The 18,304-nt window shown below is 60.9% G+C and carries 15 protein-coding genes and 1 pseudogene; 10 read left to right on the forward strand and 6 right to left on the reverse strand.

Going from position 1 to position 18,304, the window contains the following annotated elements; genetic code table 11:
* Nucleotides 1-92: 92 nt before the first annotated feature.
* On the forward strand, nt 93-1,121 hold the full coding sequence (locus B0D71_RS30555; RefSeq protein ID WP_103392895.1) for an IS110 family RNA-guided transposase: 1,029 nt from the start codon (nt 93-95) through the stop codon (nt 1,119-1,121).
* Nucleotides 1,122-1,801: 680 nt separating this feature from the next.
* Here B0D71_RS30555 and B0D71_RS30565 read toward each other — a convergent pair.
* The 4 genes from B0D71_RS30565 to B0D71_RS30580 form a co-directional block, all read right to left on the reverse strand.
* Complete coding sequence (locus B0D71_RS30565) at nt 1,802-4,189, reverse strand: DUF3772 domain-containing protein (protein WP_103397990.1); 2,388 nt, start codon at nt 4,187-4,189, stop codon at nt 1,802-1,804.
* Nucleotides 4,190-4,297: 108 nt separating this feature from the next.
* Nucleotides 4,298-5,728, reverse strand: a complete 1,431-nt coding sequence (locus tag B0D71_RS30570; protein WP_103397991.1) for a heavy metal sensor histidine kinase — start codon at nt 5,726-5,728, stop codon at nt 4,298-4,300.
* Nucleotides 5,729-5,736: 8 nt separating this feature from the next.
* A complete protein-coding gene (locus B0D71_RS30575) occupies nt 5,737-6,408 on the reverse strand; it encodes a heavy metal response regulator transcription factor (protein WP_046040381.1) in 672 nt (223 codons plus the stop codon).
* Nucleotides 6,409-6,492: 84 nt separating this feature from the next.
* Nucleotides 6,493-6,750 carry a DUF2790 domain-containing protein gene (locus B0D71_RS30580; protein WP_103397992.1) on the reverse strand — a complete coding sequence of 86 codons (258 nt, stop codon included), beginning with the start codon at nt 6,748-6,750 and terminating at the stop codon, nt 6,493-6,495.
* A gap of 371 nt (nt 6,751-7,121) precedes the next feature.
* Here B0D71_RS30580 and B0D71_RS30585 point away from each other — a divergent pair, with 371 nt between their 5' ends.
* From B0D71_RS30585 to B0D71_RS30595, 3 genes are read left to right on the forward strand one after another with little or no spacing between them, the layout of a single operon-like run.
* Complete coding sequence (locus tag B0D71_RS30585; protein WP_103397993.1) at nt 7,122-8,087, forward strand: Bug family tripartite tricarboxylate transporter substrate binding protein; 966 nt, start codon at nt 7,122-7,124, stop codon at nt 8,085-8,087.
* A gap of 1 nt (nt 8,088) precedes the next feature.
* Nucleotides 8,089-8,574: a tripartite tricarboxylate transporter TctB family protein gene (locus B0D71_RS30590; RefSeq protein WP_103397994.1), complete on the forward strand. Its 486-nt coding sequence runs from the start codon at nt 8,089-8,091 to the stop codon at nt 8,572-8,574.
* 15 nt (nt 8,575-8,589) lie between these two features.
* Nucleotides 8,590-10,098 (forward strand): tripartite tricarboxylate transporter permease, encoded by a 1,509-nt coding sequence (locus tag B0D71_RS30595; RefSeq protein WP_103397995.1) that lies wholly within the window; start codon nt 8,590-8,592, stop codon nt 10,096-10,098.
* 102 nt (nt 10,099-10,200) lie between these two features.
* On the opposite strand, the gene B0D71_RS30600 is transcribed toward B0D71_RS30595, so the two are convergent.
* Nucleotides 10,201-11,088 carry a LysR substrate-binding domain-containing protein gene (locus tag B0D71_RS30600; RefSeq protein WP_103397996.1) on the reverse strand — a complete coding sequence of 296 codons (888 nt, stop codon included), beginning with the start codon at nt 11,086-11,088 and terminating at the stop codon, nt 10,201-10,203.
* 161 nt (nt 11,089-11,249) lie between these two features.
* Between B0D71_RS30600 and B0D71_RS30605 the strand changes: the two genes are divergently transcribed.
* From B0D71_RS30605 to B0D71_RS30615, 3 genes are all read left to right on the forward strand, one after another.
* Nucleotides 11,250-12,551, forward strand: coding sequence for an NAD(P)/FAD-dependent oxidoreductase (locus B0D71_RS30605; protein ID WP_103397997.1), 1,302 nt, complete (start codon nt 11,250-11,252; stop codon nt 12,549-12,551).
* A 54-nt stretch (nt 12,552-12,605) separates the two neighbouring features.
* The gene (locus B0D71_RS30610; RefSeq protein ID WP_103397998.1) at nt 12,606-13,694 is read left to right on the forward strand and encodes a polyamine ABC transporter substrate-binding protein; all 1,089 of its coding nucleotides are present in this window, start codon (nt 12,606-12,608) and stop codon (nt 13,692-13,694) included.
* 298 nt (nt 13,695-13,992) lie between these two features.
* Complete coding sequence (locus B0D71_RS30615) at nt 13,993-14,955, forward strand: IS110 family transposase (RefSeq protein WP_103393606.1); 963 nt, start codon at nt 13,993-13,995, stop codon at nt 14,953-14,955.
* A 14-nt stretch (nt 14,956-14,969) separates the two neighbouring features.
* Here B0D71_RS30615 and B0D71_RS30620 read toward each other — a convergent pair whose 3' ends face one another.
* Nucleotides 14,970-15,488: a carboxymuconolactone decarboxylase family protein gene (locus B0D71_RS30620; protein ID WP_103397999.1), complete on the reverse strand. Its 519-nt coding sequence runs from the start codon at nt 15,486-15,488 to the stop codon at nt 14,970-14,972.
* Between the two features lie 133 nt (nt 15,489-15,621).
* On the opposite strand from B0D71_RS30620, the gene B0D71_RS30625 reads away from it, so the two are divergent.
* The 3 genes and pseudogenes from B0D71_RS30625 (at nt 15,622) to B0D71_RS32555 (ending at nt 18,281) form a co-directional block, all read left to right on the forward strand.
* Complete coding sequence (locus B0D71_RS30625) at nt 15,622-16,437, forward strand: AraC family transcriptional regulator (RefSeq protein WP_103398000.1); 816 nt, start codon at nt 15,622-15,624, stop codon at nt 16,435-16,437.
* A gap of 230 nt (nt 16,438-16,667) precedes the next feature.
* Nucleotides 16,668-17,423: pseudogene (locus B0D71_RS32550) on the forward strand (MCP four helix bundle domain-containing protein); the annotation flags it as partial.
* A 132-nt stretch (nt 17,424-17,555) separates the two neighbouring features.
* Entirely contained in the window at nt 17,556-18,281 is a 726-nt protein-coding gene (locus tag B0D71_RS32555; protein ID WP_420825157.1) for a methyl-accepting chemotaxis protein, read from the forward strand.
* Nucleotides 18,282-18,304: the final 23 nt, after the last annotated feature.

Raw genomic sequence — 18,304 nt, forward strand, 5'->3', positions numbered from 1 at the left:
GTGAACGCCAAACTAATGAAATGGCTACCCCCCCGCTGCCCCCTGTGATCGCCCACTAAGCTTTCACAGAGGGCTCATCGGAGATCATTGCCATGAACAACGTAGCTATTGCCGCCATCGACCTCGGAAAACATTCCTTTCATCTTCATGCTCAAGATGATCGCGGCCACGAGGTTCACCGCAGAAAGTTTACGCGCGCAGCACTCACCCAATATCTGGCGAAACTGGAACCCTGCACCGTCGTGATGGAAGCCTGTGGCGGCGCCCATTTCATGGCGCAGGAAGTCGCCAAGCTGGGGCATACGCCCAAGCTTATTGCGCCACATCTGGTACGCCCTTACGTGAAGAGCAACAAAAACGACTTCGCTGATGCCGAAGCGATCTGCGAGGCGGCGACCCGGCCCACAATGCGCTTCGTGCACCCCAAAACCCAGGCTCAGCAGGCGCTGGCGATGCTCAATTCGGTTCGTGAGTCGTTCATCAAAGACCGTACCGCCACCGTCAATCGGATTCACGCAGCCCTGCTGGAGGTGGGTATCAGCCTGGCTCCCGGCTTCAAATCCATCAAAGAGCTTCCAGCATTGCTTGAGATGAGTTCATTTTCCGGCTCCATCAAAAAAATTCTGATGGGGTTGCATGAGCACTTCAACTATCTGGATGGGAAGGTCAAAGCGCTGGACAAGGAGGTGGAATGCCAAGCAGCTGAAGATGATCTGGCGGCTCGTTTGATGACCATGCCGTGTGTCGGCCCGATCACCTCCAGCGCCTTGGCTGCCGAGTTGGGCGATGGCAAACAGTTCAAATGCGGCCGAGGCTATGCGGCGTCGATCGGGCTGGTACCCAAACAGCACGGTACGGGCGACAAAACCGTGTTGCTCGGCATCAGTAAACGCGGCGATCGAAATCAGAGGCGCCTGCTCATCCAGTGCGCCCGTGTGTACTTGATACAACTGGAACGACAGAAAGGCGCCTTGGCGGACTGGGTCCGCCAACTATTAGCTTCCCGCCATCACTCCAATCTCGTGGTCTGCGCACTGGCCAACAAGCTGGCAAGAATCGCCTGGGCGATAGCCGCACACCACACTGAATTCGATGCGGGGCCAGCCGCGATGAACGCCTGACCCCGCTGTCACCCGAGCACCACCCACCTGGTTTTGCGATGCTGGATAACTGATGACGTGAACGGCCAACCGGCCTGACGACAACCCTGGGCTCCTACACGGCTGTAAGGCCGTTCAACTAATTAGGGTCGTTGGGCATCGATTCTCATCGAGGCGCGGGGCGACACCCCCACTCAGACGCCGGATAGATGAAAGCAAGCCAAACACGCATCAAATACAGTATTGCAGAAAAGGGGGTAACCATAGATGTAGGAGCCAGCTTGCTGGCGATGGTCTCAAGGGCGCGGCGTTTATCCAGTTCATGCGCGTTATCGTTAACGACCATCGCTGGCAAGCCAGCTCCTACAGGAGACCGCGTGTTGATCGAAATGATGTGAGGGCCAAACTGTAGGAGCCAGCTTGCTGGCGATGGACTCCAGTGCGGGGCGTTTATCCGGTTTATACGCGTTATCGTTAACGACCATCGCTGGCAAGCCAGCTCCTACAAGAGACCGCGTGTTGATCGAAATGATGTGAGGGCCAAACTGTAGGAGCCAGCTTGCTGGCGATGGACTCCAGTGCGGGGCGTTTATCCGGTTCATGCGCGTCATCGTTAACGACCATCGCTGCGATGCGGCGACCCGACAAGCCAGCTCCTACAGTTTGATTTGCGTCGGATCGCCGCATCGTCGCTCCCACAATCACGCTGCCGGTGGCGGTTTCGCCAGTTCAATCCCGGCAGCCCCCAGCCGCTTGAGAATCTCGAACAGCAGCTCGCTCTTGATCGCGCCGACCGTGCGCGGGCTGCCGACATAACCGGTGATGGTCAAGGTGATGCCTTCCGGTTTCAGCTGACTGAAGCGCAAGAATGGCGCGGGTTTATCCAGAATGGATTCATGCTCGGTGTAGCTGTCCATCAGCAGGTTTTGCACCCGCTCAGGATCGATATCCAGCGGGAACATCAGTTCGAGTATCACCACGCCCTGGGCGCTGCCGCCGAGGGTGACGTTGCGCAGGTTCTGGGAAATCAGGTGGGAGTTGGGCACGATCATGATCGAGCGGTCGGCCAGTTGTATTTCCGTGGCCCGCACGTTGATCCGTCGTATATCGCCTTCCACGCCGCTGATGCTGATCAGGTCGCCGACCTTCACCGGGCGCTCGGTCAGGAGGATCAGGCCGGAGATGAAGTTCTTCACGATTTCCTGAAGGCCGAAGCCGATGCCCACCGACAAGGCGCTGACGATCCAGGCCAGATTGGTCCACTGGATCCCCAGCGACGACAGCGTGAGCAGCACCACCGACACGTAGCCGATGTTGGCAAACAGGGTGCTCAGCGAGGCGCACATGCCCGGGTCCATCTCGGTTTTCGGCAGGAATTCGCGGTCCAGCCAGCGGCGTAGCGTGCGTATCAGGTAGACACCGATCATCAGTGTCAGGAAGGCACGCAGCAGGTTGTCCGGGACGATGTTCAGCTTGCGCAGCCCTTCACCGCCGAGAATGGCCGCGGTGCCGGTGAACAGTTGCCCGAGCGTGGTACCAACCCCACCGACAAACAATGCAATGACGCCGATCAGCATCAGGATGGCGCGGCCTGCGCCGGAAAACACGGTGCAGATCTGCTCCAGGCGCGGATTACTGATGCCCAGCAGCTGCTTGATGGCCTTGCCGGCAGGTTGGCGGGGCGAAAAAACGTAGTCGCAGGTGTCCTGGTAAACCTGTGTAAGCAGGTAGAAACCGGCAAAGATGATGAATATCCAGACCAGTTCATAGGTGATGAACCGGGCCATCGTCACATAGCCGATCACCAGCGCGAACAGCGACACCACCACGGCAGCGCCGGTAAACGTGTAGATCAGGCCGGCGAAGGTGGTGACGCCTTCGGGGGCTTCTCCGGCCACTATCAGGTCCCGGCGCGTCTTGCTGACGCGCAACAACAGCGCGCCGATCACCAGTGCCGCGACCAACGCCACGATGCCCCGTCCGAACAACACCACTTCGGCGCTCATGCCGGTGACATTGCTCATCTGCACCAGTGTTACCAGCACCAGCAGCAGGCTGGCCAGCAACCTCGGATAGGGCTCCATCGCCAGCGCCACCTGATCGGCAATGTCCGGCAGGCGCCATGAGGGGTGCTTGGTCGATAGCAGCGCGCGGCTCAAACCAGTGATCAGCACGCAGGTATAGGCCAGCTTTTCCAGATACTGCGCGAGATCGGCCAGCAGCGGGGTGTAGGGCAGTTGGCGAGTCCCGGCAAAGTGCAGCAGTTGCAGGGCGATGCCGGCGGTCAGCACCGTAGCCACTACCGATGCCAGTGCAAGGGAGCTGCGCCGCAACCGGCCTTCAGGCATTCGATGGATGCACAGCCATGCCAGAAACCGGCCGGCGAGCTTTCGCCCCACGGTCCAGATGACCAGGGCGAGCAGGAGCAGGGCAGCGGTAATCGCGCGTTGTCCGGGTTGCCAGGCGGCCCGGTGCGTGGCGTCGAGCTGCTCGATGAGCGTATTGAAACGTTGGCGGTCATCGTGCGGAAGATCGAACAATGGCGACCAGAACCCCGGATTCAAGATACTGCTGGTTTGCTGGGTCACTTCCGCTTCGATCAGGCTGCGACGAATACTGGCGATCTGGGTGATCAGCTCGGCGGCACTTATTTTCAGCGCGGCCAGGGTTTTGAGTTGGCCATCGATCTTGCTTTTTTGCTCGCTGAGGGTGTCTCGCTGGGTGGTAATGGCAGACGTTATCTGGGCGTTCTCGGCGAGCGGCACGGGCCCCAGCACGTTGAGTTGCGCCTGCAACTGCGCCTGCCCAGGCAGCAGCGATGTCGATAGGCGTTCAATATCCTGAATCAGTACCTGCACCAGGTCCTGTGAGCTTTCCAGCTGGGTGTAATTGCTCGCCTGGGAAACCTGCTGCTTGAGGCTGTTGAGCTGGTTTTGCAACCCCAGCAATTCACCGTCGGAGATGCTGATGACGGGGGCTGTGGGGGTGGGAGCAAGGGTTTCGGCTGTGGGCGCCGCCAACAGCCATCCCGGGCTGGCTAGCAGAAGCGCGAAGGCGACGCAGATCATTGACTTGAATACATTGCACATCGGCGTGCTCGACGGGTTGTTAGTCACTTAGCCAAAGAGGTTAGGTCATGACACGCACCCTGCAGCGTTGTTTTGTCGGAAGTGCCCGGGGCGGTTTTCACCCGGGCGCTACTCATGCTGTTGCCGCGCCGGGAAAAACAGTTCGAAGCAGGTGATGCCGTCGGCGCTGCTGACATGGCAGGCACCGTTGTGTAGCTGCATGATCGTCGCCACGATCGACAGGCCCAGGCCATTGGATTGGGCCGAGCGTTCGCGGGACTCATCGACCCGGTAGAAGCGTTCGAACAGCCGTGGCAGATGCTGAGCAGGGATGGTCGGGCCGTGGTTGCGCACTTGCACCTGGATGCCGTCGGTGGTCGGGTGGGCGTGGATGCACAGCTCGGAATGCGGGGCGCCGTACTTGATGGCGTTGGCGCATAGGTTGGCCAATGCACGACGCAGCAACATCGGCTCGGCCCAGATCACACCGCTGCCCCGGGCATTGATGCAGATGCCAACGTCGGTCGCCGGGCCTTCGAAATAGTCGGCCATGCGTTGCATTTCGTCGGCGGCATCCAGTTCCTGACGCTGGCGCAAGGCACTGCGTGGATCGGTGCGGGCCAGGAACAGCATGTTGTCGAGCATGCGCGCCAGGCGTTCGAGTTCTTCGACATTCGAGGCCAGCAGTTGCTGATAGGCGTCGGTGCTGCGGTTCTGCTGCAAGGCCACCTGGGTTTCGCCCAGCAGGTTGTTGATCGGTGTGCGCAGTTCGTGGGCCATGTCGGTCGATACCTGGCCCAGTTGGATGAAGCCTTTGTCCAGCCGGTCGAGCATGGCGTTGAAGGCGTCGATCATGGGCAACAGCTCCAGCGGCGCGCCCTGGCTGTCGAGGCGTTCGTTGAGGTTGCCGACGTCGATGCTCTGGGTGTGGCGGGCCAGGCGCCGCACAGGCAACAGGCCGCGATGCACCAGCACATAACCGGACAGCGCCAGCAGAATCGCCGCGACGCTGGCAAACAGGTACACATTGAAGCGGTATTCGGCGAGCACGGCGGTGCGCTCGGTCATCAGGCGCCCGGTCACCACTTGCAGGCTGCCCAGGTCACCCGAGTCGATGGTCGCCGCCAGGGCTGAAAACGGCACGCCATTGACGTTGGGCAAATGCTGCACGTCGTCCAGGGTCAGTCGATGATCCATGGCCACCGGGGTCAGCACCGGCATCTTCAGGTTGCCCGGGTTGACCACCAGCAACGGTGGCTGGCCTGGGGTGCCGATGGTCAGCAGGGCCTCGCGGTTGCCCATCATGTTCTGGAACAGCGCCGGCTTGGCCTTGATCAGGTCCAGGGTATTGCTGTCGTTGAGGAAGGTGCGCAACTGGTCGATGCGGGTGATCAGGGCAATGTCGTCGCGATGGATCAACTCGCGCTCCAGGTCGCGGTACAGCGCGACACCCAGCAGTGCCAGCGAGACAAACGCCAGCAGGGCAAATACCAGCGCCAGACGCAGGGTCAGGGAGTGGCTGAGGCGGGAGGCGGATCGCAGCGGTGTCATGGCATTCATGGGGGCGTTCAGGGTTGAGTGTCGAAGCGGTAGCCGATGCCGCGCACACTGTGGATCAGCTTGAGCGGGAACGGATCGTCGATTTTCAGGCGCAGGCGGCGCACCGCGACATCGACGACATTGGTGTCGCTGTCGAAATTCATGTCCCAGACCCGCGAGGCGATCATCGAGCGTGACAGCACCTCGCCCTGATGGGTGGCGAACAGGTGCAACAGGGCGAATTCCTTGTTGGTCAGGGTGATGCGGTTGCCGGCGCGGCTGACGCGACGCTTGAGCACATCGATCTGCAGGTCGTCGACGTGCAGGTGTTCTTCTTCCCGGGTAGGGCCACGCCGGGTCAAGGTGCGCAGGCGTGCCACCAGTTCGGCGAAGGAAAACGGCTTGATCAGGTAATCGTCGGCGCCCAGTTCGAGGCCTTTGATGCGGTCGGCAATGTCATCCCGGGCGGTGAGGAACAGCACCGGTGTGTCGGCTTCCTTGCGCAGGCGGCGCAGGACTTCCCAGCCATCCATCTTCGGCATCATCACGTCCAGCACGATCACATCGAAATCGTGCTCCAGGGCCAGGTGCAAGCCATCGACGCCGTCCCGCGCCAGGCTCACGGTGTATCCGAGTTCCTGCAGGCCGTTGAGCAGGTAATTGCCGGCCTTGGGTTCGTCTTCGACTACGAGGATGTTCATCGGGACCTGCCTGTTTCAGTCGGGCTACGGGGGCGCATCAGTGGCAAAAGTGTAGCCCGGCCAATCGTCAATACAGGCATTGGATCAGTTCTCACCAAGGCAACCCACGCCCTGGACCTGATAGTCCAGTTGGTGTTCACGACCCTGGTGGTCGAGGTAGTTGAACTGCGCGGGAACAATGCCGCACTTGCCGTTGAGGTCTGTCATGGACAGCACTTTGGCCACATCCACCGGGACATAGAAGCCGTCTTTGTCGTGGATGACCGGCGAGGTGGACTGGGTAGCGGCAAACGCCGAACCGGTGGCGAGCAGGGCGACAAAACCAGCAATCAACACTTTCATGACGAATCTCTCTCTGCAAGGGCTGGGTGGCTGCCGAAGGTTGGCCTGGCAGTGAGCTCAGGTTAACGAGGCGATCCGGACAGCCGACCAACAGCTTGATGACAAAGTTGTAATGAAACGCAGGTTGGAACACCGCACCCACTGTAGGAGCGAGCTTGCTCGCGATGGACTTAAAGGCACCGCGTTTATTCAGGTAGCACGCGTAATCGTTAGCGACCATCGCGAGCAAGCTCGCTCCTACAAGGGATTGCAGCGCTTTAAAACTGATCAACCCCCGGTTCCATGGCCTAAGCTTGTTTGCAGGCCCATGTTCGTCGAATACCTCGATGGGCAGCCGGCACCTATAAAAACAATGCAATCAGGAGATGCCCATGTCCGCCATGATCCATCGTTTCAGTCGCTGCATGGCCGCCGGTTTGACCGCAGCCGTGCTTGTCGCACCCGCCTTCGCGCTGGATACCGTGAAATTCATGGCCCCGGGTTCCGTGGGTGGTGGTTACGACCAGACCGCCCGGGTACTCGGCAAGGCCATGGTCGAAGCCAATACCGCCAAGTCCGTGACCTTCGAGAACAAGGGCGGGGCGGGCGGGACCCTGGGGCTGGCGCAATTCGCCAACAGCACCAAGGGTGACCCGAACGCATTGCTGGTGGTCGGCGCGATCATGGTCGCGGGCATCGAACAGAACAAACCGCAGATCAGCCTGAAGGATGTGACGCCCATTGCCCGGCTGTTCACCGAGTACAACGTGATCGCTGTGCGCAAGGAATCTGAATTCAAGACCCTTGATGACCTGATCAAGGCTTTCAAGGACAAACCGACAAGCATCACCTGGGGCGGCGGCTCCAAGGGGTCGGTCGATCACATCGGTATCGCCGAGCTTGCTGGCAAACTGGATGTACCAGTCAACAAGGTCAACTACGTGGCCTTTGGTGGAGGCGGCGAGGTGGTTGCCCAGGCGCTGGGCGGCCAGCTCAAGGTGATCACCGGCGGTTACGCCGAGCTTGGCCAATACATCAAGACCGGTCAGTTTCGTGTCCTGGCCATCGGGGCGCCGGAGCGCGTTCCCGGCATTGATGCACCGACCCTCAAGGAGAGTGGCTATGACGTGATCATCGGCAACTGGCGCGGCGTTTATGGTGCGGCGGGCCTCACCCCAGAACAGCGTAAAGAGGTGATCGACGCAGTCGTGGCCGCCACCAACAGCAAGGTCTGGCAGGACAATATCCAGGCCAATGCCTGGACGCCCAGCGTGCTGACCGGCGACGAATTTGGCAAATTCGTCGAGGAAGAACACGTGCGGTTGCGCGCCATGCTGGTCAAGGTCGGGCTGCTTTGAGATGGCCACACAACGCGCCGTGGTGCCGACGCAATTGGCGGTCGGCATCGGCCTGATCGCCATCAGCGTCATGTTGGCGATGGGGGCCTACCGTTTTCCGCCTGAAATGGGTTTCGTCATTCTCCCGGCCTACGTTTACCCCTATGTCGTGGCGGCGTTTCTCGGCGGTGTGGGCCTGTTGCTGAGTTATCAGGCGTTCAGCGGCGGTTTTCGCGAACTGAGTAACGACGAAACGGGCACGGTTCCCGGTGGAAAAGCCGGTGCGGCCTGGGTGACCGCGGGGCTTGTCGGGGTGGCGGTGCTGATCAACCTCATCGGTTTTGTGCTGGCCGCCGGGTTGCTGTTTGCCTGTTCGGCACGGGGTTTTGGCAGCCGTCATCCCGTGCGGGATTTGGCCATTGGCATTGCCTTGACCCTGCCGATCTACTGGCTGTTCAACGCCGGGCTCGGGGTTTCCCTGCCGCCGCTGATCAACGTCTGGATTTGAAAGGAGGGCGACACCGTGGACATTCTTTCAAGCCTGGCGATGGGTTTTGCCGCGGCGCTGACGCCGATCAATCTGATGTGGGGGTTCATCGGCTGTCTGCTCGGCACCGCCATCGGCGTGTTGCCGGGGATCGGTCCGGCGCTGACGGTGGCGCTGTTGTTGCCGATCACCGCCAAGGTTGATCCCACCGGCGCGCTGATCATGTTTGCCGGTATCTACTACGGCGCGCAGTTCGGTGGCTCCACCACCTCGATTCTGCTCAACACCCCTGGCGAATCGTCGTCGATGGTCACGGCCCTGGAAGGCAACCTGATGGCGCGCAACGGCCGGGCCGGGCCCGCGCTGGCAACGGCGGCGATAGGCTCTTTCGTCGCCGGCACCATCGCCACGATTTTGCTGACGCTGTTCGCGCCCATCGTGGCCAGGCTGGCACTGAATTTCGGCCCGACCGAATACTTCGCGATCCTGGTGCTGTCGTTCACCACCGTGTCGGCGGTGCTCGGTGCTTCCATGCTGCGTGGGTTTGCATCACTGGGCGTCGGGCTGACCATCGGTTTGATCGGCCTGGACTCGACCTCGGGCATTGCCCGCTACACCCTCGGCGTGCCCGAACTGGTGGACGGTATCGAGGTGGTGCTGGTGGCGGTCGGTTTGTTCGCGGTGGGCGAGGCCTTGTACAGCTTGCTCTATCAAACCGAAGCAAACGAAGGACGGCATCGCCTGACCTCATTGTGGATGACCCGCGCCGACTGGAAACGCTCGGTGCCTGCGTGGCTTCGGGGCACGCTGATCGGTTTTCCGTTTGGTTCGATTCCGGCCGGTGGTGCCGAGATTCCGACCTTTCTGTCCTATTCCACCGAACGCAAGCTCAGCAAATACCCCAAGGAGTTTTCCGCCAACAAGGGCGAGGGCGCCATCGAAGGCGTCGCCGGCCCGGAAGCGGCCAACAATGCCAGCGCGACTGGCTCGCTGGTACCGTTGCTGACCCTGGGCATCCCGACGTCTGCCACGGCTGCAATCCTGCTGGCGGCGTTCCAGAACTACAACCTGCAACCAGGGCCGATGCTGTTCGAAACCTCCGCCGACTTGGTCTGGACGCTGGTGGCCTCGTTGTACATCGGCAACGTGATTCTGTTGGTGTTGAACCTGCCGCTGGTGGGGCTGTGGGTCAAGCTGCTGCAAATCCCCCGGCCGTATCTGAATGCCGGCATCCTGGTATTCGCCACCATCGGCGTGTATGGCATGCGCCACTCATCCTTCGACCTGATCCTGATGTTGGCCATTGGCTGGGGCGGGGTGCTGATGCGGCGGTTCGACTTCCCCGTCGCCCCGGTGATCGTCGGCATGCTGCTGGGGCCGATGGCCGAGAAACAACTGCGTAACGCCTTGTCTATCAGCCAGGGCGACTGGACGGTGTTCCTCACGCAACCGATCTCGGCGTTCTTCCTCGGCCTGACGCTGCTGGTGCTGGTGGTGCCCCATGTGCTGCATAAACGCGGCATCAAGTTGCATGAGGATGATTGAGTCCCCCCCTGTGGGAACTGGCTTGCCCGCGAAGGCGGTGTGTCAGGCGACATTGATGTTGAATGTGAGGGCCTCATCGCTGGCAAGCCCGCTCCTACAGGGTCATGCAGTGGTTTGTGCGGTGAACCATTGCATGACCGGTGCGCAGGCCGGATGCGCCGCGGCCGAGGGTTGCAGGCACAACGAGTAAATCCCCCGGGTCTTCAATGGCTCGCCGAATGGAATCACCAGTTCGCCGCGCTGGATCGACTCGCCCGCCAGGGTCATGTCGGTCATCGCCACCCCAAGGCCCCGCGCGGCGGCATCGAGTGCCAGTTCGTCGAGGTTGAAGGGGATGTGCCGATAGTCCTGCAGCGCCTTGCCGCCGTTGGCTGACAGCCAGACCTGCCAGTCATTCTGGTCGCTTGAGCGGTGCAGCAAGGCGTACCCCGGCAAATCCTCCAGCGCCACCAATGGCCGGTCCGGGCTGCCCAGGCCCGGCGCGCACACCGGTACCAGCGCTTCCTCGAACAGGGTCAGGCAATCGGGCGCGGTGGACGGCTCAGGCAGGTAGATAATGTAGGCGTCGCTGTCACTGGCCGGCTCCACCACTTCGGTGGCCACGGTTTCGATTGCCAGGGAGACGTCCGGGTGATGCCGGTAGAAATCGCTCAGCCTGGGCAGCAGCCAGCGCACCGCCAATGACACGTGCATGCGAATGCGGAACGGGCGTTTTTGCGGCGCGAGCCGGTCTTCGAGTGTGCGCAACTGTTCGAGGATGCTGCGGGCGCTGGCCAGTACCTGTTCGCCCTCTGTGGTCAGTTGCAGGCTGCGGCTGCTCCTGACAAACAGCGGCACGCCAAAGTGGCTCTCCAGTTGCTGGATCTGCCGGCTCACGGCGCTTTGGGTCAGGCAGCGCTTTTGCGCCGCTTGGGTGAAGCTGCCCGAGTCCGCAACTTCGACCAAGGCCTGCAAGCCCTGCAGCGAGGGCACGTGGCGAATCTTGTCCATGCGTTTTCTGAATGCCTAGATGAATTAATAACGTTGGCTGTGCCTGTGAGGAGCCTTTAGATTCTAGTCATGGCTACCGTCATCGAAAACCACTCATGCGAATCATGCATGCAGCGCGGTTGATTCGCCACGGTTTGCAGAACAAGAAAACGAGGTGACGCATGGAAAATATCTGTGGCTGGATTGCGCAAGCGGGGAGTTCACCGCTGCGCGAGCAGCTAAAGAGCACGCAACAGGCCGACTGGCTGGTGATCGGCGCCGGCATCACCGGGTTGAGTGCCGCACACGCCCTTGCACACATGCATCCGCAGGCACGCATTGTGGTGGTTGACCGCCAGCGGGCTGCGCAGGGTGCATCGGCGCGCAATTCCGGGTTTGTTGTGGCCCATGAGCATCCCGCCGCTGGCGAGCTACTCGGTAGCGAAGGGTTCGCCGGGTATCAAGTGGACACGTCTATCGGCCGCGCCGCCGCCGATGAAGTGCGCAAGCAGATCGTCCGGTTGGGCATCGAATGCGACTTCAGGGAGTCGGGCTACTTCTTCGCCGTCAGCGATCCACGCAAACTGACCCACGTCGAGGCCAAGTTGCAGACCCTGCGTGCCGTGGGGGCCAGCGCGCAGTTTCTGCAAGGCGAGCCATTGATCGAGAAACTTGGCACCCGGCACTACCACGCCGGAATCTGGTGCGGTAACGGCAATGCGCTGCTGCAACCGGCCAAGTATGTGAAGGGCTTGCTCGATGCCTTGCCAGAGAAGGTCACGCTCTACGAGAACACCGATATCACGAGTATTGAGCGCCTGGGCGATGGCCGAGTTCGCGCCCGGGGCCAAAACGGCTGCGTCGAGGCCAGGCAGGTATTGGTCTGCCTGAACGCCTTCATCCCTCGCGCGGGTATCGATGACAGCGGCACATTCGCGATGGAGCTCAGCGCCAGCCTCACGCGGCCACTCAGCGATCAAGAGTTTCAAGCCCTGGGTGCACCTGCGTCCTGGGGCGTGTTGTCGACCCGGCCACTGGGCGCCACGGTGCGCCTGACCCCGGATCGCCGGGTGATGATCCGCAACACCGCGGAATACCGCTCGCGGGATTTGTCCCTGGGCGAATTGTCGACCCGCCGCCAGCACCATGTGCAGGGGTTGCAACGGCGTTTCCCGATGCTCGGCGAGCAGGACATCGAATACACCTGGACCGGCCATCTCAGCGCTTCGCGCTCCGGGCAACCGTACTTCGCAAAAGTCGAGGAGGGCGTGTTCGCCGTGGCCGGGTGCAACGGTTCGGGAGTGGCGCGCGGCACGCTGTGGGGCCGCTTGCTCGCGGAACTGGCCTCGGGCCGTGATTCACCGCTGCTGCGCTCGGTCATTGAACGGGCACAGCCCGGCTGGCTGCCGCCCAAGCTGTTGCTCGACATCGGTGCCATGCTGCGTATGCGCGTGGAAACGGTACGGGCCAGAAGCGAAATCTGACAACACCCGCTTCACAACAAGAACAAAAGCACTTCCCATCGAAGGTGATTCAACATGCGCGTCAATACGCTTTCCCTTGTGGCCCTGATCTCGACGTTTTCCGCCGCCACTTATGCCGACGAAACCGTCAACATTTCCAACTGGAACGGCTACATTGCCGACGACACCCTGGTCAACTTCAACAAGGACACCGGGATCAAGGCGACCTACGACATCCACGACAGCAACGAAGTGCTGGAATCGAAGCTGATGACCGGCAGCACCGGCTATGACGTGGTCAGCCCGTCGAACCATTTCCTGTCGCGCCTGATCAAGGCCGGCGCGATCCAGAAGCTCGACAAGAGCCAGTTGCCCAACTGGAAAAACCTCGACCCGGCGTTGATGAAGAAACTTGAAGTCAACGATCCGGGCAACCAGTACGGCTTTCCCTACATGTGGGGCACGGCGGGCATCGGCTACAACGTCGAGAAGATCAAGGCGATCTTCGGCAATACCGACGTCACCCGTTCCTGGAGCCTGTTTTTCGACGAGAACAACATCAAGAAACTCAGCGAGTGCGGCGTGGCGATCATCGACAACCCGACGCAGATCCTGCCGATCACCCTCAATTACCTGGGCTTGCCGCCCCACAGCCACGAACCGGCCGACTACAAGAAAGCCGAGCAGGCACTGCTGAAGATCCGGCCATACGTCCAGTATTTCCATGCGTCGAAGTACATCAGCGACCTGGCCAACGGCAACGTCTGCGCGGTGATCGGTTTCAACGGCGACATCGTGCAGGCCGCCGCCAGCGCCCGGGAAGCCAAGAACGGGATCGATATTGCCTACTCGATCCCGGACGAAGGGTCCACCTTGTGGCTGGACATGGTGGTCATGCCCAAGAACGCGCCGCACGAGAAGAACGGTTACGCCTACATGAACTACCTGCTGGAGCCGAAGGTGATCGCCAATATCAGCAACAGCATCCATTACGCCAACCCCAACAGCGCGGCGGATGCCTTCGTCGACCCGGTGGTGAAGCAGGACCTGGCGATCTACCCGCCGAAAACCGTGATGGACAAGCTGTTTACCGTCGAGGACTTGCCCGCAGCCATTGCCCGCCTCAGCACGCGCTTGTGGACCAAGCTGAAAACCAATACCTGATTACACACCTGTCACTGTAGGAGCGAGCTTGCTCGCGATGGCGTTATGTCAGACACCTATGATGTCGACTAACACTCCGCCATCGCGAGCAGGCTCGCTTGTATGTTTAGACTTGAAGGGGTGGGTGGGACTAAAGCTCGTCATCTGACTCTGACCAGTACAGACCGTGGGAGACTTCGTCCCACCCCTTCACCTAATGCGCCGATAAGGAATGCATCGGCTCGGACCGACGATAGAAACAAGCCAGCGCAACGGTGAACCCCAACAAGTCTTTAAACCCTAGCTCGGAGGGTGGGCCATGACAATCCTTGATTCTCAGGTGGTCGTTGGTGTGGATGTGGCGAAGGACGAGATTGTTATCTATCGATCCGACCTGGAACGAACCCGAAATGTCGCGAACAAGCGATCAGCCCTGAAGCAATGGCTCAAGACGCTACCTGCGAACAGCGCTATCGCGCTTGAAGCGACCAATATCTATCACCTTGATACAACGGAAATAGCCCATGAAATGGGCCATGACGTTTATGTCATCGATGGCTGTCGCCTCAACAAATACCGCGACGGAATAGGCATGAGGGCGAAAACAGATGCCTTGGATGCCGAACTGCTGGCGCGTTACTTGAGCAGGGAGTCCGACAGACTGAGGATCTGGAGTCCTCCGCCGAAGGCTTACACCCAACTCAAAAGCCTGCTTCGTCGCCGGGCTCAGTTGGTCCGGGGCTGTGTCGCACTCAAGCAAAGCTGGAAAAACGAACCCCTGCTCAAAGAACAGTTCAAGCAGCTTCTGGCCGCCATTGCCCAGTTCGAAAAAACGATTCAGAAAACACTCAAGGAGATTGCTGAGGACGCCGGGATGCAGGATCAGGTGAAGCGCTGCCAGGCCGTCGAGGGTGTCGGGCTCCTGACAGCCACAGCAGCGGCCACAGCGTTTTTGCGTGGAAAATTTGCTAACAGCGACGAATACGTGGCCTTCCTCGGCATGGATCCGCGGGTGAGGCAGTCAGGACAAAAGGATCAAAGGCGTCGACTCTCCAAGCGAGGAGACTCGGAGTTCCGGCGCCTGTTTCACAACAGCGCCATGGCCGCCAGCCGTTCGCCGATCTGGAAACCGTACTACGAGAGTTATCTGGCCAGAGGCCTAAAAGGTACTCAAGCCTTGGTTATCCTGGCACGCAAGCTGGCCAGAGTGATGTTCGCGTTGATGAAAAACCAAAGTGAATACAAGCCTAATTCTATGCTTGGGGGTTCCCCCCAAACATAGAATCTCCCACAGGGTCAGGCCTCGATGGCCGGGAAGTCGATGTCGGTCAGCGCGGCGTTGTTCAGGTAGTTGGTCAGCGTCTGCGACGCCACGTGGGCGATCACTTCGATGATCTTGCCGTCATCGATGCCGGCGGCACGGGCCGCGGCGATCTGATCGACCGTCAGGTGGCCACGGCTTTCGGTGACTTGGCGGGCGAGGGTGGCATAAGCGTTGAGTTCACCCTGACGCGCGCTGAGGATGTCCTGGCCCGACAGCCCGGCCTTGCCCGCGAACAGCGTATGGGCCGCCAGGCAGTAGTCGCAGCCGTTGACCTGGGACGTGGCGAGGAACACCGCTTCCTTTTCCGTGGCGCTCAGGGACGTCTTGCCCAGTGCCGCCGAGTTTTGCAGGTACGAGGCCAATACGGCCGGTGCGTGGGCCAGCACTTTGAAGACGTTGGGCAGAAAGCCGATTTTCTTCTGCACGCCTTCCAGCAGCGGGCGGGTGGTGTCGGTGGCGTGTTCCAGGTTGATTGCAGTGATGCGGCTCATGGTCAAACTCCGTCATTTGCAGCGCGGCATGCGCTGGGTACGGAGCAGATGTTAGGGACCGCGTCTGGCTTGTTGGGTGCGAATCGTCGAGGATATGCGACAGATCGTCCAGAACTGCTTTCGGGAGCCTGTCATGGATCGCTTGTCGACGTTGCTCACTCACTTCGGCGTCAATGCCGGCACCTTTCACAGCGGCACGTTTTGCGGCACCGCCGCCTACGACGGCCAGCAGGCCAGCGGTCATTTGCACCTGCTGCAGGCCGGTGAACTGCTGCTCAAGATGGGCGATCAGCCGGATCTGCAATTGACCGAACCGAGCCTGATCTTTTTCCCCCGGCCTTATCGACATCGTTTGTTCGCGTCTGAAGCGTCCGGCACACAACTGGTGTGCGCGACCCTGGATTTCGACGGCGGTGCGGGCAATGCCCTGGCGGCGGCGCTGCCGGATTACCTGGTACTCAAGCTCGATGAAATCCCGAGCCTGGCCGGGACCCTGGAATGGCTGTTCAACGAGGCGTTCGACGGTACCTGCGGGCGCGAAGCAGTGATGGATCGCCTGTTCGAACTGCTGGTGATTCTGTTGTTGCGGCACATCCTGAGCACCACTGGCCAGCAACCGGGCATGATGGCCGGCCTCGCCGATGCACGCCTGGCGCGGCCCCTGAGCCTGATGCATCAAACTCCGGCCAAGGCCTGGAGCGTGGCCGAACTCTCGGTCGCCGCCAACATGTCGCGGGCCAGTTTCGCCGAGCACTTTCGCCGGGTGGTCGGGCAGACGCCGGTGGATTACCTGGTGAGCTGGCGCATCAGCCTGGCGCAGAAGCGCTTGCGCGAGGGGCGGCCGATGGCGTTGATCGCCGAGGAGGTTGGTTATGAGAGCCCGTCTGCGCTGGCCCGGGCGTTTCGGCGCAAGACTGGGCTGAGCCCGAGGGAGTGGAAGGGCAATTGACCCACACATCCCCCTGTAGGAGCTGGCTTGCCAACGATGGCGCCCGAAAGTTCGATACACGGCTCAAGACCACTATTGCCGGTGCGTTTGCCAGTCTGACGACCGTATGTCGCAAAAAAAACAATTTGTGGGGATAGCCTTCAATTACTGCCCGATCCCGTCGATAACCTCTTGAAGCCATCCGCGCGGGGAAAACCGTGCCGTCAAACGTGCCAGAGAGGAACCACAGAGTGTCCATAAAACTGCGTTTAATATTGCTGATCGGCACCGGATTGCTCACTGCGTTGATCATGAGCCTGGTCAGTTACCTGGGAAACACCCGGATGGCCGGAGCCGTGGACGACAACAACGTCAGCATGGCCGCGCTGCGTAATCACCTCGAAGCCGACATGATGCACGACGCGCTGCGCGCCGACGTACTGTCGGCCATGCTGGTGGGCTTGAACAAAAGCGCCAGCAGCAAAGCCGAGGTGCGCAGTTCCATCGAAGAGCACGCCCAGCGCTTTCGCGAAGTGCTGGGGGAAAACCTCAAGCTGCCGGTCAACGACACCATCAAGGCCGGCCTGAACAAGATCAAACCCAGTCTGGACACCTACATCAGCACCGCCGAGCGCATCGCCGGGCTGGCGCTGGAGAACCCGGAAGCCGCGCAACAGGAAGTGGGCACGTTCAACAGCGCCTTCAGCCAGCTGGAAGACCAGATGGCCGCCCTCAGCGAGTTGATCGAAAGCGACACGCAACAGACCAGCCAAGGCACGGCGCAAGCGATCAGCAACGCCAACCTGACCCTCGGCGGCGTGCTGATCGCCAGCCTGTTGCTGCTGCTGACCCTTGGGCGTTCGGCGATCCTGAGCATCATGGGTCCGTTGCAAACCGCCAGCCGCATTGCCGAGAGCATCGCCCATGGCAACCTCAGCGAGCCGATTGTCGAGCCCACCCGCCATGATGAAGCCAGCGCCTTGATTCGTAGCCTGGCGACCATGCAACGGGATTTGCGCGGCATGATCGAGGTTGTGCGCAGCAACGCCCACGGCGTCAGCGGCATGAGCGCGCAACTGAGCAACGGTTGCCATGAAGTGGCGGGCAGCAGCCAGCAGCAAAGCGCGGCAGCCAGCACCATGGCCGCGGCCGCCAGCGAAATGACCGCGAGCATCGAGGAAATCACCCGGCATGCCGAGCGGGCGCTGGACATGGCCAATCAGGCCGAGTCGCTGGCCAAGGACGGCGGCCGTGTGATCCATCAGGTGGTCAGCGACATGGACGGCATCGCGCGTTCGGCGCAGCAGTCGGCGCAGGTGATTCGCACGCTGGACAAAGAGTCCGAAGGGATTTTCAACATCATCCAGGTGATCAAGGGCATCGCCGACCAGACCAACCTGCTGGCACTCAACGCCGCCATCGAAGCCGCCCGTGCCGGCGAGCAGGGTCGTGGTTTTGCCGTGGTGGCCGATGAGGTTCGCAGCCTGGCGGGGCGCACCAGCGCCTCCACCCAGGAAATCGCCAGCATGGTCGCACGCATCCAGCAAAGCACCCGCGAGGCGGTGATCAGCATGGAGGAGGGCGTGGCCCAGGTCGACAAAGGCATGGCCGTGACGGCCGATGTCGAGCGCGCCATCCGCGAGATCCTCGACGCCACGCTGCACACCACGCAACTGGTCAATGACATCAGCCGTACCATCGGCGAGCAAAGCCTGGCCAGCAACGAGATCGCCCATCAGGTGGAGATGATTGCCGGCATGTCCGAAGGCAACAGCAAGGTGATCGGGCAGACGGCATCGACGACCGATGAGTTGTCGAGCCTGGCGGGGCAGTTGTCGCAGTCGGTGGATCGGTTCAGGCTTTGAGATCGCAGGGCACAGTAGGAGCT

Source organism: Pseudomonas laurylsulfativorans, from assembly GCF_002906155.1.
Lineage (GTDB): Bacteria > Pseudomonadota > Gammaproteobacteria > Pseudomonadales > Pseudomonadaceae > Aquipseudomonas > Aquipseudomonas laurylsulfativorans.

Coding starts and splice junctions, on each gene's coding strand:
- B0D71_RS30620 (WP_103397999.1), bottom strand. CDS start 15,488: ATGAGCCGCATCACTGCAATCAACCTGGAACACGCCACCGACACCACC.
- B0D71_RS30580 (WP_103397992.1), bottom strand. CDS start 6,750: ATGAAAGTGTTGATTGCTGGTTTTGTCGCCCTGCTCGCCACCGGTTCG.
- B0D71_RS30610 (WP_103397998.1), top strand. CDS start 12,606: ATGCGCGTCAATACGCTTTCCCTTGTGGCCCTGATCTCGACGTTTTCC.
- B0D71_RS30615 (WP_103393606.1), top strand. CDS start 13,993: ATGACAATCCTTGATTCTCAGGTGGTCGTTGGTGTGGATGTGGCGAAG.
- B0D71_RS30625 (WP_103398000.1), top strand. CDS start 15,622: ATGGATCGCTTGTCGACGTTGCTCACTCACTTCGGCGTCAATGCCGGC.
- B0D71_RS30590 (WP_103397994.1), top strand. CDS start 8,089: ATGGCCACACAACGCGCCGTGGTGCCGACGCAATTGGCGGTCGGCATC.
- B0D71_RS30585 (WP_103397993.1), top strand. CDS start 7,122: ATGTCCGCCATGATCCATCGTTTCAGTCGCTGCATGGCCGCCGGTTTG.
- B0D71_RS30570 (WP_103397991.1), bottom strand. CDS start 5,728: ATGAATGCCATGACACCGCTGCGATCCGCCTCCCGCCTCAGCCACTCC.
- B0D71_RS30600 (WP_103397996.1), bottom strand. CDS start 11,088: ATGGACAAGATTCGCCACGTGCCCTCGCTGCAGGGCTTGCAGGCCTTG.
- B0D71_RS30565 (WP_103397990.1), bottom strand. CDS start 4,189: ATGTGCAATGTATTCAAGTCAATGATCTGCGTCGCCTTCGCGCTTCTG.
- B0D71_RS30575 (WP_046040381.1), bottom strand. CDS start 6,408: ATGAACATCCTCGTAGTCGAAGACGAACCCAAGGCCGGCAATTACCTG.
- B0D71_RS30555 (WP_103392895.1), top strand. CDS start 93: ATGAACAACGTAGCTATTGCCGCCATCGACCTCGGAAAACATTCCTTT.
- B0D71_RS32555 (WP_420825157.1), top strand. CDS start 17,556: ATGGCCGCGGCCGCCAGCGAAATGACCGCGAGCATCGAGGAAATCACC.
- B0D71_RS30605 (WP_103397997.1), top strand. CDS start 11,250: ATGGAAAATATCTGTGGCTGGATTGCGCAAGCGGGGAGTTCACCGCTG.